Genomic DNA, 13,653 nt, shown 5'->3' with positions numbered 1-13,653 from the left:
TGTTACAGGTTGCCGCGCGCTTCCTGCTCCCGCTCGATGGCCTGGAAGAGCGCCTTGAAGTTGCCCTTGCCGAAGCCCAGCGAGCCGTGCCGCTCGATCAGCTCGAAGAAGACGGTCGGGCGGTCCTGCACCGGCTTGGTGAAGATCTGGAGCAGGTAGCCGTCCTCGTCCCGGTCGACCAGGATCTTGCGCTCCTTGAGCTGCTCGATCGGCACCCGCACGTTGCCGATCCGCTCCCGCAGCTCCGGGTCGTCGTAGTACGAGTCGGGGGTGTCCAGGAACTCCACGCCGGCGGCGCGCATCGCGTCGACGCTGGCCACGATGTCGTTGGTGGCGACGGCGATGTGCTGGGCGCCGGGGCCCTGGTAGAACTCCAGGTACTCGTCGATCTGCGACTTCTTGCGGGCGATGGCCGGCTCGTTGAGCGGGAACTTCACCTTGCGGGTGCCGTTCGCGACGACCTTGCTCATCAGCGCCGAGTAGTCGGTGGCGATGTCGTCGCCGACGAACTCCGCCATGTTGGAGAAGCCCATCACCCGCTTGTAGAACTCCACCCACTCGTCCATCCGGCCCAGCTCCACGTTGCCGACCACGTGGTCGACGGCCTGGAAGAACCGCTTCGGCTGGATGCCGGCGTCGATCATGGGCTGCCGGTCGACGATCGGGCCGCGCGCCACGAAGCCGGGCAGGAACGGGCCGCGGTAGCGGGACCGGTCGACGAGCGTGTGCCGGGTGTCGCCGTACGCGGCGATGGAGGCCATCCGGACGGTGCCGTTCTCGTCGGTCACGTCGTGCGGCTCGACGACGCCGGTGGCGCCCTGGCCGACGGCGTGCGCGTACGCGGCGTCGACGTTCGGCACCTCGAGCGCGATGTCGCTGATGCCGTCGCTGTGCTTCGCCACGTGCTCCGCGCCGTCGGCGTCCGGGCGCACCGCGCCGGTCAGCACGAACCGGGCCGAGCCGCTGGTCAGCACGTACTGGGCGTGGTCGCGGTAACCCTGCTCCGGGCCCCGGTACGCGACGCAGGTCATCCCGAACGCGGTGGAGTAGTAGTGCGCGGCCTGCTTGGCGTTGCCGACCAGGAAGTGCACGTGGTCGAGCCCACGGACGGGGAACGGGTCGTGGCTGATGTCGTGGTCGACAGCGCCGACGAGCCGGTCGATGTCGACGTCCTCGGTCGACTGGGGTCGGTCGATCGCCTGGGTCATGGTGGCCTCCCTCGCGTACCGGCCGGCCTCGTGGGCCGGTTCTTGACCGAAGGATCGCGGGACGGGCATCGAGTGGGCAACTGTCAACGTAAAGGCTGGTCAGGTTGCGCATTCGGTATGGTCTGAACCCATGAATGGTGGGCAGGCTGTACAGCTCGACGCGCTCGATGTCCGGTTGGTCGAACTGCTCGCCGAGGAGCCGCGGATCGGGGTGCTGGAGTGCTCGCGGCGGCTCGGCGTGGCCCGGGGCACCGTGCAGGCCCGGCTGGACAAGCTCGTCGAGCGGGGTGTCATCCGGGGCTTCGGTCCGGAGATCTCGCCGGCCGCGATCGGCTTCGGCGTGACCAGCTTCGTCACGTTGGAGATCAGCCAACGGCAGGGCCACGACCCGGTCACCGCCCACCTGGCGGCGATCCCCGAGGTGTTGGAGGCGCACACCATCACCGGCTCCAGCGACCTGCTCTGCCGGATCGTGGCCCGCTCCAACACGGACCTGCAACGGGTGATCGACCAGATCGTCTCGTTCGCCGGCATCACCCGCGCGTCGACGATCATCGCGTTGGCGGAGCAGATCCCCTACCGCACGCTGCCGTTGATCCGCAGCGCCGTCCGAGCTGAAGGAAGGGCACCTTCCTAACGCTTGCGGTAGAGGAAGGGCACCCCGTTAACACCTTCCGGCGCAGAAAGCGCGGCGACACGGCGGCGCGGGCGTACGGAAGATCCGTGATCGTGGCTACGGTGTGCGGGTGGCGAAGGGGAGCGTGCGCGTCGGGCTGCTGGCGGGCCTCGCCGTGGTCGTCGCCCTCGCCGCCACCGGCGTCTGGAACCCGTTCCCCGGTATCTGGGACTGGGTGGACCGCAGCGAGCCCATCTCCGAGCCGGACGTGGTCTGGCAGCAGCGGGTCGGCGGCACCCCGCGCAGCGTGACCATCGCCGGCGACACCGTCGTGGTCGAGCAGCGTACCCGGGTGGAGGCCCGCAGCCTGGCCACCGGCGCCCAGCTCTGGGAACGCAAAGCGGACTGGTCGGCGGTCGCGGGTGGCGACCGCGATCCGGTCGTCGCCGTGGGCAAGCTCCTGGTCAAGGGGTACGAACTGCTCGACCCGACCACCGGGGCGGTCCGACGGCGCGACGACGACGCGGTGGCCGTCTGGACGTACCGGAACCTGCTGCTGGACGCCCGCTGCACGGACGCCACCGACTGCACGCTGAGCGCGTGGGACCCGCGCGGCACCAAGCCACTGTGGACGGCCTTCCTGCCCGGGGTGCACAGCGGCCTGCTCGCCGACAACCCCGGCCTGCGCGGCACACGCCGGCTCGCCGCCACCCGCATCGACGACGGAGTGGCCGGGGCCGAGGCGGCACCTCCGCTGCTCGGCTTCCCGGTCGACGGCCGGGTGCACGTCGTCGACACCGCCACCGGTCGCGTGCTGCAGAACGTCGAGCCCGGCCGGGACGAGCGGCTGTCGGTGGTGGGCGGCCGGATGCTGCGGATCGCCGCCCGCTCCCAGGACGGCACCTGCTACTTCGCCATCTCCGCGCGGGACCCGGCGACCGGGCAGGAGGCGTGGCAGCGGGCCGGGGTCAACCTGCGCACCGCCGACACCGCCGGCTGCGTCCAGCGCGAGGACCCGCAGGGCGCGCGGAACGTGCTGATCGGCGTCGGCCCGGACGGCCGCGAGGCGGTCATCGACGGGTACGACGGACGGCTGCTCTGGGTCGGCGAGGCCAGCACCAAGCTCGTCGCCGTCGACGACCGCTACGCGGTGTTCCGCTCCGCCGACAAGCGCTCGGTGGTGTCCCGGGAACTCGGCGCCGACAAGGTGCGGTGGACCAGGCCGGCCAGCGCCAAGGCGGGCGCGGCGCTCACCCCGTACGCGGCGGTGCTCGCGGACGAGAAGCCGTCGCGGCTGGTCGCCCTCGACCCGCGCACCGGGCGGGAGCTGGCCGTCCTGCGTACCTCGGCGAACGCACTCGCCGTCGGCTCGCAGGGCATGATCATCGGCGAGGGTCGGGAGATCGGGTACGTCCGCTTCGGCGCCACGCCCGGCGCCCCCGTCCCGCAGCCCGGCGACGGCGGCAACCCCGGCCCGGGCGGCACCCGCCCGGGGCCGGGTGACGGCAACGGCGACTGCGGTCCCAAGGGTGAGTTGTGCACCGAACCGGACGGCGGCAAGGACGGCTGAGCGGGTGGGATTTCGGGGCGCTGAGCGCTGCCGACCTCGGCGGATGAGAGCGGCGTCCCAGACCCAGCCCGGCGGGTGGGAATGATCGACCGGTCTGCCCTAGGCTTGCCGCTCATGAGCAGTGCCGCCGCATTCTCGTACGCCCCCCTGCTGCCGACCGGCCCCGACCAGACGGAATATCGCCTGGTCACCGACGAGGGCGTGGACGTCGTGCACGGCCCGGGGGGTCGTCGTTTCCTCACCGTGGAGCCGGCCGCGCTGACCGCGCTGACCGCCGAGGCGATGCACGACATCGCGCACTTCCTGCGCCCCGGGCACCTGGCGCAGCTCCGGGCGATCATCGACGACCCGGCCGCGTCGTCGAACGACCGGTTCGTCGCGCTGGACCTGCTGCGCAACGCCAACATCGCCGCCGGCGGGGTGCTGCCGATGTGCCAGGACACCGGCACGGCGATCGTGATGGGCAAGCGTGGCCGGCACGTGCTGACCGATGGCGCGGACGCCGAGGCCATCTCCCGGGGCGTCTACCAGGCGTACACGAGGCTCAACCTGCGCTACTCCCAGCTCGCCCCGCTGACCATGTGGGACGAGCGGAACACCGGCAGCAACCTGCCGGCCCAGGTGGAGCTGTACGCCGAGGACCCGGACGGGCACCCGGACGCGTACAAGTTCCTCTTCATGGCCAAGGGCGGCGGCTCGGCCAACAAGTCGTACCTCTACCAGGAGACGAAGGCGCTGCTCAATCCGACGCGGATGATGCAGTTCCTGGAGGAGAAGCTGCGGCTGATCGGCACCGCCGCCTGCCCGCCGTACCACCTGGCCATCGTCATCGGCGGCACCTCCGCCGAGTACGCGTTGAAGACCGCGAAGTACGCCTCCGCGAAGTACCTGGACGCCCTGCCGACGCAGGGCTCGATGAGCGCCCACGGCTTCCGCGACCTGGAGCTGGAGGCCCAGGTGCTGGAGCTGACCCGCAACTTCGGCATCGGCGCGCAGTTCGGTGGGCGCTACTTCTGCCACGACGTACGGGTGGTGCGGCTGCCCCGGCACGGCGCGTCGTGCCCGGTGGCGATCGCGGTCTCCTGCTCGGCGGACCGACAGGCGGTCGCCAAGATCACCCCGTCGGGCGTGTGGCTGGAGCGCCTCGAAACCGACCCGGCGCGGTTCCTGCCCGAGGTCACCGACGATGCGCTCGACGCCGAGATGGTCGTCCGGGTCGACCTCAACCGGCCGATGGACGAGATCCGCGCCGAGCTGTCCAAGTACCCGGTGAAGACCCGCCTGTCGTTGTCCGGCCCGCTCGTCGTGGCCCGGGACATCGCCCACGCCAAGATCGCCGAGCGGCTGGACGCCGGTGAACCGATGCCGCAGTACCTGCGCGACCACGCCGTCTACTACGCCGGCCCGGCGAAGACGCCCGAGGGGTACGCGTCGGGCTCGTTCGGCCCGACCACGGCCGGCCGGATGGACGCGTACGTGGAGAAGTTCCAGGCCGCCGGCGGCTCGCAGGTGATGCTGGCCAAGGGCAACCGGTCGGGTCAGGTGACCCGCGCCTGCCAGCAGTACGGCGGCTTCTACCTCGGCTCGATCGGCGGTCCGGCGGCCCGCCTCGCCCAGGACTGCATCAAGCACGTCGAGGTGCTCGAATACCCCGAGCTGGGCATGGAGGCCGTCTGGAAGATCGAGGTGGAGGACTTCCCCGCCTTCATCGTGGTCGACGACAAGGGCAACGACTTCTTCGCCGAGGTCACCAAGCCGGTGCTCACCATCGGCCGCCGCTGACCGCTCCGTCCCGCGAGGAGGCGCCTCTCACGTCGGCGGTCGGCCTGCGTCGAGCTGTGATCGTCGGACTACTCTGCTGGTTGGTTGTGTGATCGACGCGGGGGAGTAGATGCGGTTCGGGATCCTGGGGTCTCTGCGTGTCGGTGGTGGGTCCACCGTCACGGCAGGTCGGGACCGGGTCGTGCTCGCGATGCTGCTGCTGCGTGCGGGCCGGCTGGTGCCGGTCGACGAGCTGGTCGACGCGGTCTGGGAGGAAAATCCTCCGGCTACCGCCCGTGCCCAGTTGCAGACGTGTGTGTCGCGGCTGCGGCGTCGCCTCACCGAGCTGGGATTCACCCCGGGGACCATCGTCACCGATCCCGCCGGTTACGGCGTGCGTATCGAGCCCGCCGACCTGGACGCGAACCTGTTCACCCGGGGGGTGGAGGTGGCTCGGGCGGCGGGCGCGGCCGGTCGTCTGGTCGACGCCCGTACGCACTACCGGGCGGCGCTGGCGCTGTGGCGGGGCCCGGCGCTGGCTGGCATCGCCAGCCGTAGTGTCCGTCGCCGGGCGCAGACGCTGGACGAGCAGCGCCTCACGGTGCTGGAGGAGTGCGTCGACGTCGAGCTGCGCCTCGGGGGGGCCGCCGAGCTGATTGAGGAGTTGACCGAGAGCGTCGAGGTGTATCCGTCGCGGGATCGGCTGCGGGGGCAACTGATGCTCGCGCTCTCGTCGGTGGGTCGGCAGGCCGACGCGCTGGCGGTCTACCGGGAGGGCCGTCGGTTCTACGCCGACGAGTTGGGCCTCGAACCGGGTGTCGCTCTGCAGGAGTTGCACCAGCGGGTGCTGGCCGGTGACCTCGCGCTGGCCGGCCGGGAGGTCCGGTCGGTGGCGCCGGTGCGCTCGCTGCCCCGGGCGATCGGCGACTTCACCGGCCGGCAGCAGACGCTGGCGCGTCTGCTGAAGGATGTGGAGGCCGGTGCGCGGATCCAGCTCATCGACGGCATGGCGGGCAGCGGCAAGACCACGCTGGCGGTGCACGTCGCGACTGTCCTCGCGGAGAGCTATCCGGACGCTCAGCTCTACATCGACCTGCACGGGCACAGCGAGCGCACCCCGTTGACGCCGTCGGCGGCGGTGGCAACCCTGCTACGGCAGCTCGGTGTTCCCGCCGACCGGGTGCCGACGAGCCAGGACGACCGGTTGGCGCTGTGGCGCACCGAGCTGGCCGGTCGGCGGGCCCTGCTGGTGCTGGACAACGCCGCCACCGCTGGCCAGGTGACACCGCTGCTGCCCAACGGCTCGCACTGCCTGGTCCTGGTCACCAGCCGTCGCCGGCTGGTCGGCGTGGACGAGGGACGGCCCTTGTCGTTGCCGGTGCTCGACCGGGACGAGGCGGTCGAACTGCTCGGGCATGTGGTCGGCTCCGACCGGGTTGCCGCCGAGCCGGAGGCGGCAGCCGAGATGGTGCGGCGCTGCGGTCACCTGCCACTGGCGATCCGGCTGGCCGGCGCTCGCCTGGCGCATCGGCCCCGCTGGCGCATCGCCGACCTCGCGGAGCGGCTGTCGAGTCGACCCGACCCGCTGGCCGAGCTCGAGGCGGGCGAACGGTCCGTGGGCCGGGCCTTCGCTCTGTCGTACGCCCAGGTGTCGCCGTCGGCGCAGCGTGCGTTCCGGCTGCTGGGCCTGCACCCGGGGGTACGGTTCGACACCTCGGTCGCCGCCGTCCTCGCCGAGTTGTCCCTTCCCGGCGCGCAGGATCTGCTGGACGAGCTGGTCGACGCGCACCTGGTGGAGGAGGTGCAGCCGGGTCGGTACCGGTTGCACGACCTCGTCCGCGAGTACGCCCGGACCTTGATGGCCGATCCGGACCGGGCGGTGGAGCGCCGGGATGGCGTCGAGCGACTCCTCGATCACCATCTGCAGGTCGCCCTCGCGATCGCCCGCAAGCGGGAACTCTCCGCCTCTCGTCCGCAGCTCGTGGTGGCCGAGCCGCTCCGCGCCGACCTGGCCGCGATCGTCGCCGAGCAGGGCGGAGCCTGGGTCGACGAGAACGTGTCCCTGTGGCCGGCCCTGGTCCGCCTGGCCGAGACGGAGGGGTTCCCGCACTACTGCTGGCAGTTGACCAGGGCGTGCTGGTACGCCCAGTTCGAGAGCGGCCGTCTCGACGAGCTGATCGAGACGCACTCCGTCGGACTGCGCGCCGCGGAGGAGTTGGGGGACGAGCGGGCGGAGGCGACGCTGCTCAACTATCTCGCCTCGGCCCACTACCGGCTGGGTGACTTTCCCGAGTCGATCCGGGTGATGGAGATGTCGCTCGACATCTTCCGCCGGCTCGGCCTGCGTCGCGAAGTCCGCAACACCCTGGTCAATCTGGGCACCTCGTACGCCGCCAACTTCGAGTTCCAGCGGGCCCGGGATGCCTACGAGGCTTCCCGGGCGATGGCGACGCGGATGCCCGACAACGACGCGCTGGCGAACGAACTCAACAACCTGTCGATGAGCCTGCTGCTGTGGGGTCGGCTCGACGAGGCGGTGTTCACGGCCCGCAAGCACCTGATCGTCGCCCGTGAGATCGGCGAGCCGCGCCGCATCGCCAACGCCGTCGGGCACCTCGGGATGGCCCGGCACCGGATGGGCGACGTGGGGCCGGCCGGCCGGCTGCTGCGGGCGGCGCTGCGCCTGAAGCGGCAGGTGGGTGCCCGGTTCGGTGAGGGTGAGGTGTTGAACGAGATCGGGATGATAGAGCGCGAGGCCGGCCGTCCGGAGCGGGCCGCCGACCTGCACCGTTCGGCGCTCGTCGCGATGACCGAGGTGGGTGACCGCGTCGCCCAGTGCGGCTCGCGCAACCTGTTGGCCCGGGCCATCCTGGCTCAGGGGGACGTGACCAGTGCCCTCGATCTGTACCGCCGGGTGCTCGCCGACGCGACCGGGTTGGGCGCCCGCTACGAGCAGGGCCGGGCGCTGGAGGGCATCGGCCGGTGCCTGCTGACGACCGATCCGGCGGCGGCCCGCGCACACCTGACCCGGGCGCTGTCCCTGTACCAGCAGATCGACGTGCCGGACCGGCACGAGGTGGAGCGACTGCTCGCCATCGACCCACACTGATCGGTGGGTGACGCGACGAGGCGCCAGGCTTCCGCCTGGCGCCTCGCCCGTCGGTAGCACCTCCACCGACATCGGTACGCCCGCCCGCTGGGGGGTGGGACGGTCGCACCGCCCCCGTCGGATGTCGTCACCGCCAACCTGGAACAAGTCTGCGGTGCACCACACTCGATCCGCTCTCAGATCACTATCACCGGACCGCGTCGTGCTCCCGATGCTGCTGCTGCGTGCCGGTCGGCTGGTGCCGGTCGCCGAGTTGGGCTGACGGATCATCTGCGGTTCGGCCACGGGCGCGGCAGGATGGTACGCGTGACGACTCCAGAGGCGACCGGTTACCGGATCGAACGCGACTCGATGGGCGAGGTGGAGGTGCCCGCCGAGGCGCTGTGGCGGGCGCAGACCCAGCGCGCGGTGCGGAACTTTCCGATCTCCGGCCGGGGCATCGAACCCGCCCAGATCAAGGCCCTGGCCCAGATCAAGGGCGCGGCGGCCGAGGTCAACGGCGAGCTGGGCGTGATCGACGCCAACGTGGCCGCCGCGATCGCCGCCGCCGCCGCGCACGTGGCCGACGGTGGGTACGACGACCAGTTCCCGGTCGACGTCTTCCAGACCGGCTCCGGAACGTCGTCCAACATGAACGCCAACGAGGTGATCGCGACCCTGGCGAGCCGGGAGCTGGGCTCACCGGTGCACCCGAACGACCACGTCAACGCGTCCCAGTCCAGCAACGACGTGTTCCCGTCGTCGATCCACCTGGCGGCCACCCAGTTCATCGCCGAGGACCTGCTGCCGTCGCTGACCCACCTCGCCGAGGCGTTGGAGGGCAAGGCGGCGGAGTTCGAGACGGTGGTGAAGGCGGGGCGTACGCACCTGATGGACGCCACGCCGGTCACCCTCGGGCAGGAGTTCGGCGGTTACGCCGCCCAGGTCCGCTACGGCATCGAGCGGTTGCAGGGCTCGCTGCCCCGGCTGGCCGAACTGCCGTTGGGCGGTACCGCCGTGGGCACCGGGATCAACACGCCGCTCGGCTTCGCCGCCGCCGTGATCGGCAAGCTGCGCGAGTCGACCGGGCTGCCACTGTCGGAGGCCCGTAACCACTTCGAGGCGCAGGGCGCCCGCGACGCCCTGGTGGAGACCTCCGGGCAGCTCCGCACCATCGCGGTGGGCCTCTACAAGGTCGCGAACGACATCCGCTGGATGGGCTCCGGCCCCCGGGCCGGCCTGCGGGAGCTGCGCATCCCCGACCTTCAGCCCGGCTCGTCGATCATGCCGGGCAAGGTCAACCCGGTGGTCGCCGAGGCGATGCGGCAGGTCTGCGCCCAGGTCATCGGCAACGACGCGACAGTCGGGTTCGCCGGCTCGCAGGGCGACTTCGAGCTGAACGTCATGCTCCCGGTGATGGGCCGCAACCTGCTGGAGTCGATCCGGCTGCTGGCCGCCGCGAGTCGGCTGTTCGCCGACCGTCTGGTGGCCGGCCTGGTCGCGGACGCCGAGGTCTGTCTGGCGTACGCCGAGGGCTCGCCGTCGATCGTCACCCCGCTGAACCGCTACCTCGGGTACGACGAGGCCGCCTCGATCGCCAAGGAGGCGCTGGCCAAGCAGGCGTCCATCCGGGAGGTCGTGATCGCCCGAGGCCACGTCGACTCGGGCAAGCTCACCGAGACCCAGCTCGACGAGGTGCTCGACCTGCTCCGGATGACCCACCCCTGACCAGCGCCGCCCTCTGCTCACGCCCGGCGAAGCGCGGCGCGATCGCTCACGCCCGGAGCAGTGCGGCGCGGCCCGCGAAGCGCGCCGAGTCGCCCAGCTCCTCTTCGATCCGGATCAGCTGGTTGTACTTCGCCGTCCGGTCGGAGCGGGAGAGCGAGCCGGTCTTGAGCTGACCGCAGCCGGTGGCGACCGCCAGATCCGCGATGGTGGTGTCCTCCGTCTCGCCGGAGCGGTGCGACATGACGACGGTCCAGCCCGCCCGCTGGGCCGTGGCCACCGTGGCCAGCGCCTCGGTCAGGGTGCCGATCTGGTTGACCTTGACCAGGACCGAGTTGCCGACGCCGGTGCGGATGCCCTCGCTCAGCAGCGTCTCGTTGGTGCAGAACACGTCGTCACCGGTGAGCTGGCAGCGGTCACCGACACGGGCGGTCAGCTCGCGCCAGCCGTCCAGGTCGTTCTCGGCCATCGGGTCCTCGATGGAGACGACCGGGTAGGCGTCGATGAGCCTGGCGAGGTAGTCGGCGTGCTCGGCGGGCGTGCGGCGTACTCCCTCGCCCGTGTAGTCGTACACGCCGTCGCGGAAGAACTCGGATGACGCCGGGTCCATGACGAGGCCGATGTCCGTGCCGGGGCGGTAGCCCGCGCCCTCGACGGCAGTCAGCACGAAGTCGAGCGCTTCCTCGGCGGTACGCAGCTCGGGCGCGAAGCCACCCTCGTCGCCCACGCCCGTGGAGTGCCCGGCGGCCAGCAGATCGCGGCGCAGGGTGTGGAAGACCTCGCTGCCCATGCGGACGGCTTCGGCGAAGGTGTCCGCGCCCACGGGCACGATCATGAACTCCTGGAAATCGAGTGGGTTGTCGGCGTGGGCGCCGCCGTTGACGATGTTCATCATCGGCAGCGGCAGGAGGTGGGCGTCGGCGCCGCCCAGGTAGCGGTAGAGGGGCTGGCGGTGGGCCGCCGCGGCGGCCTTGGCGACGGCGAGGGAGACGCCGAGAATCGCGTTGGCGCCGAGCCGGGACTTCGTGGCGGTGCCGTCGAGGGCGATCAGTGCGGCGTCCAGACCCGCCTGGTCTGCCGCGTCGCTGCCGCGCACGGCCGCCGCGATCTCCCCGTTGACGTTGGCCACCGCGCGGTCGACGCCCTTGCCGTGCCAGCGCGTCGGGTCTCCGTCGCGCAGCTCCACGGCCTCCCGGGCCCCGGTGGAGGCGCCGGAGGGGACGGCGGCCCGGCCGAACGAGCCGTCCGCCAGCGTGACGTCGACCTCGACCGTGGGGTTGCCCCGGCTGTCGATGATGCGGCGGGCGGTGACGGTCTCGATGGTGGTGGTGACGGTTCCGGCTGCCGGTGCGGACATGGGAGGTCCCTTTCGTTGTCGCCTGCCGTGGCCCCAGCTGCGACAACGCTGGCGCTGGGCCCGACAGCGGCAAACCCTACAGCAATGCTGACCAGTTATGCTGAACAGCCCCGCTGAACAGTATTGCTGTGCAGGTCAGCTGCCCAACAGCGCTGACGAGCGGGGTAAAGTGCCCTGTGCCCACCTCGGAAGCCGCCGCCATCGCCGCCGAACTGCGTACCGCGATGGGCAAGCTCACCCGGCGCGTCAAGCACGAGGACCGCATTCCGCTGGGTCAGATCGCCGTGCTGGGCGCGTTGGACCGCGACGGTGCCATGACCACCAGCGACCTCGCCGCCGACCAGCGCGTACGCCCCCAGTCGATGGCGCGGGCGGTGGGGCTGCTCATGGAACAGAAGCTGATCACGCGACGGGCGCACCCCACGGACGGCCGCAAGTCGCTCGTCGAGCTGTCGGACGCGGGTCGGGCCGCCCTGGAGGCGGAGCGCAGCCGCAGAGCCGGTTGGCTCGCCCAGGCCATCGAGGCGGAACTCACGGATGAGGAGCGGGCACTGCTGGCACGCAGCGCCGCCCTGCTGGAACGGCTCGCCATGCGTTAGACGCTCCCGTCGACGGCAGGGCCGCCGTCGACGAACGTCAGGGTTCGGGCAGTGCCGCCCAGCCGAGGAACCGGACGTAGAGCGCCGCCGGAGCCGGGCCGTCGTGCGGGTTGAGCCGGTACAGGTCGGCCGCCGCGTCGTGCAGGACGGTGCACAGGTAGATGCTCAGCGCGATCCGGTCGTGCGCGTACTCCTGGCGGAGGGTGAGTCGGGCCAGCGCGCACGGCCACGGCGCGGCGCAGACCCGGCAGAGCCACAACGGCCGCAACGGCAGGTGCGGTCGACGGGGTACGGCCGCGCGGTCGTCCGAGACGGTCCGGGTCATGGTGTGGGAGTCCTTTCGAGCTGAATCGCTGGCGACATCACCCCCGCACCCGATCAAGATCGTGCTCGATCCTGGATGTAGTGGCCTCGGCACGTGCGGAGGCCACTGTTTCCACGATCGAGCACGATCTTGCGGGGTGGGACCGCCCGGCACGGGGGTTCGGGCGGTCCCGGGCGATGTCGCTGGCCCGGGGGACGGGGAGCGGCGTCGCACTTCACAGTCTGGTGATCGGACGACTACGGTCGGAAGGGTTCGGCCGACCTGTCGTGGCTGCCCTGTTTCCGGGCGGTGCCGGCTCTGTTGGCCGGCTGGAATTGATCGCCGGCGGGTTGGAGAGTGGTCGGGCATGGCCGATGGGCAGATGACGGCGGCGGCGTTCCTGGTCGCGGAGCTGCGCCGGGCGCGGGCTCGCCGAGGCTGGAGCCAGGACGAGTTGGCCAAGGCGGTCAACTACTCGCCGTCGATGGTCAGCGCGGTCGAGTTGGGCCAGCAGCCGCCCACCGCGAAGTACCTGGAACTCCTCGACCGCGCCCTGGACACCGGCGGCCTCTTCAGCCGCATGTCCACCGAGTTGGTCAGCCTGGACCGGACCCAGCCCTGGCTACGCGGCTGGCAGGCAATCCTGGAGCAGGCGCGCACGGTCCGCTGGTACGAGCCGCGCTACGTGCCGGGGCTCTTCCAGACCGAGGCCTATGCCCGAGCGGTCTTCGAGGCGGGCAACCTGCTCGACTCCGACGAGGTCGACCGGCGCGTCACTGAGCGGATGGACCGCCAGGACGTGCTGCATAGCGAACGAACCCCGCAGATTGTGGCCGTGTTGGACGAAGCGGTGCTGCGGCGACGGGTCGGCGAGCGGAAGGTGATGCGCGATCAGGCGCTGCACCTGGCCAGCATCGCCACCGGGCACCCTCGGGTTCGGCTGCATGTCGTGCCGCGATCCGCCGAGGAGTACCCGGGACTCGGCGGGCCGTTCGCGCTTGCCGCCCTGCCAGATGGCACGAAATTGGCCTATCTGGACAGTCAGGTTCGTGGCCAGGAGTTGGACCAAGAGCATGATCTGGCGCGGCTCCAACGGGTCTGGGAGGCTACGTTGGGCGAAGCCCTGCCGCCGCAGGCTTCCATCGAGTTGGTGAGCGAGGTGGCCGAATCGTGGAGTTGACTGGCGCCCGATGGCGCAAGAGCAGCCGCAGCAACCAGGACGGCAACTGCGTCGAGGTGGCTACGGATCTGGGGGGCGTGGTCGGGGTGCGGGACAGTAAGGACCCGGACGGACCCGTGTTGGTGGTCGACGCGTACTCCTGGCGGCTCTTCGTGGTCGCGCCCCCGCGCTGACCCGACCGCCCGGTCCGCGACGGTGGTCGCGGGGTTTCCCGCGCAACTTCAGGGATACTGCTGCTTCCGCGC

The 13,653-nt window shown here is 71.2% G+C and carries 11 protein-coding genes; 8 read left to right on the top strand and 3 right to left on the bottom strand.

What is annotated here, in order from left to right; translation table 11 throughout:
• Window positions 1-2: 2 nt before the first annotated feature.
• A complete protein-coding gene (gene hppD / locus ACIBTX_RS12625; RefSeq protein ID WP_355050977.1) occupies window positions 3-1,208 on the bottom strand; it encodes a 4-hydroxyphenylpyruvate dioxygenase in 1,206 nt (401 codons plus the stop codon).
• Between the two features lie 130 nt (window positions 1,209-1,338).
• Here hppD and ACIBTX_RS12620 point away from each other — a divergent pair, with 130 nt between their 5' ends.
• From ACIBTX_RS12620 to ACIBTX_RS12600, 5 genes are all read left to right on the top strand, one after another.
• Window positions 1,339-1,845, top strand: a complete 507-nt coding sequence (locus tag ACIBTX_RS12620; protein WP_357392309.1) for an Lrp/AsnC family transcriptional regulator — start codon at window positions 1,339-1,341, stop codon at window positions 1,843-1,845.
• Between the two features lie 103 nt (window positions 1,846-1,948).
• Window positions 1,949-3,394, top strand: a complete 1,446-nt coding sequence (locus tag ACIBTX_RS12615; protein ID WP_396832461.1) for a PQQ-binding-like beta-propeller repeat protein — start codon at window positions 1,949-1,951, stop codon at window positions 3,392-3,394.
• A gap of 114 nt (window positions 3,395-3,508) precedes the next feature.
• Window positions 3,509-5,176, top strand: coding sequence for a fumarate hydratase (locus ACIBTX_RS12610; RefSeq protein ID WP_357128735.1), 1,668 nt, complete (start codon window positions 3,509-3,511; stop codon window positions 5,174-5,176).
• Window positions 5,177-5,285: 109 nt separating this feature from the next.
• Window positions 5,286-8,264 (top strand): BTAD domain-containing putative transcriptional regulator, encoded by a 2,979-nt coding sequence (locus tag ACIBTX_RS12605; RefSeq protein ID WP_396832460.1) that lies wholly within the window; start codon window positions 5,286-5,288, stop codon window positions 8,262-8,264.
• Between the two features lie 297 nt (window positions 8,265-8,561).
• Window positions 8,562-9,971 carry a class II fumarate hydratase gene (locus ACIBTX_RS12600; RefSeq protein ID WP_396832459.1) on the top strand — a complete coding sequence of 470 codons (1,410 nt, stop codon included), beginning with the start codon at window positions 8,562-8,564 and terminating at the stop codon, window positions 9,969-9,971.
• 46 nt (window positions 9,972-10,017) lie between these two features.
• Here the strand turns inward: ACIBTX_RS12600 and eno are convergent, their stop codons facing one another.
• Complete coding sequence (gene eno, locus ACIBTX_RS12595) at window positions 10,018-11,325, bottom strand: phosphopyruvate hydratase (RefSeq protein ID WP_357128744.1); 1,308 nt, start codon at window positions 11,323-11,325, stop codon at window positions 10,018-10,020.
• A 176-nt stretch (window positions 11,326-11,501) separates the two neighbouring features.
• Here eno and ACIBTX_RS12590 point away from each other — a divergent pair, with 176 nt between their 5' ends.
• Complete coding sequence (locus tag ACIBTX_RS12590; protein WP_234583379.1) at window positions 11,502-11,924, top strand: MarR family winged helix-turn-helix transcriptional regulator; 423 nt, start codon at window positions 11,502-11,504, stop codon at window positions 11,922-11,924.
• 37 nt (window positions 11,925-11,961) lie between these two features.
• Here ACIBTX_RS12590 and ACIBTX_RS12585 read toward each other — a convergent pair whose 3' ends face one another.
• Window positions 11,962-12,249, bottom strand: coding sequence for a hypothetical protein (locus ACIBTX_RS12585; protein ID WP_357392310.1), 288 nt, complete (start codon window positions 12,247-12,249; stop codon window positions 11,962-11,964).
• A 346-nt stretch (window positions 12,250-12,595) separates the two neighbouring features.
• On the opposite strand from ACIBTX_RS12585, the gene ACIBTX_RS12580 reads away from it, so the two are divergent.
• Together ACIBTX_RS12580 and ACIBTX_RS12575 are read left to right on the top strand one after the other, a co-directional pair.
• The gene (locus ACIBTX_RS12580; protein WP_357172531.1) at window positions 12,596-13,408 is read left to right on the top strand and encodes a helix-turn-helix transcriptional regulator; all 813 of its coding nucleotides are present in this window, start codon (window positions 12,596-12,598) and stop codon (window positions 13,406-13,408) included.
• Window positions 13,399-13,581 (top strand): DUF397 domain-containing protein, encoded by a 183-nt coding sequence (locus tag ACIBTX_RS12575; protein ID WP_278142938.1) that lies wholly within the window; start codon window positions 13,399-13,401, stop codon window positions 13,579-13,581. Before ACIBTX_RS12580 ends, ACIBTX_RS12575 begins: the two co-directional genes overlap by 10 nt.
• The last annotated feature ends 72 nt before the right edge of the window (window positions 13,582-13,653 follow it).

The sequence above is a fragment of the Micromonospora sp. NPDC049359 genome, assembly GCF_044466585.1.
Lineage (GTDB): Bacteria > Actinomycetota > Actinomycetes > Mycobacteriales > Micromonosporaceae > Micromonospora.
Note: the sequence above shows the minus strand (reverse complement) of the source record. Positions and strands in the feature narration are given on the sequence as shown.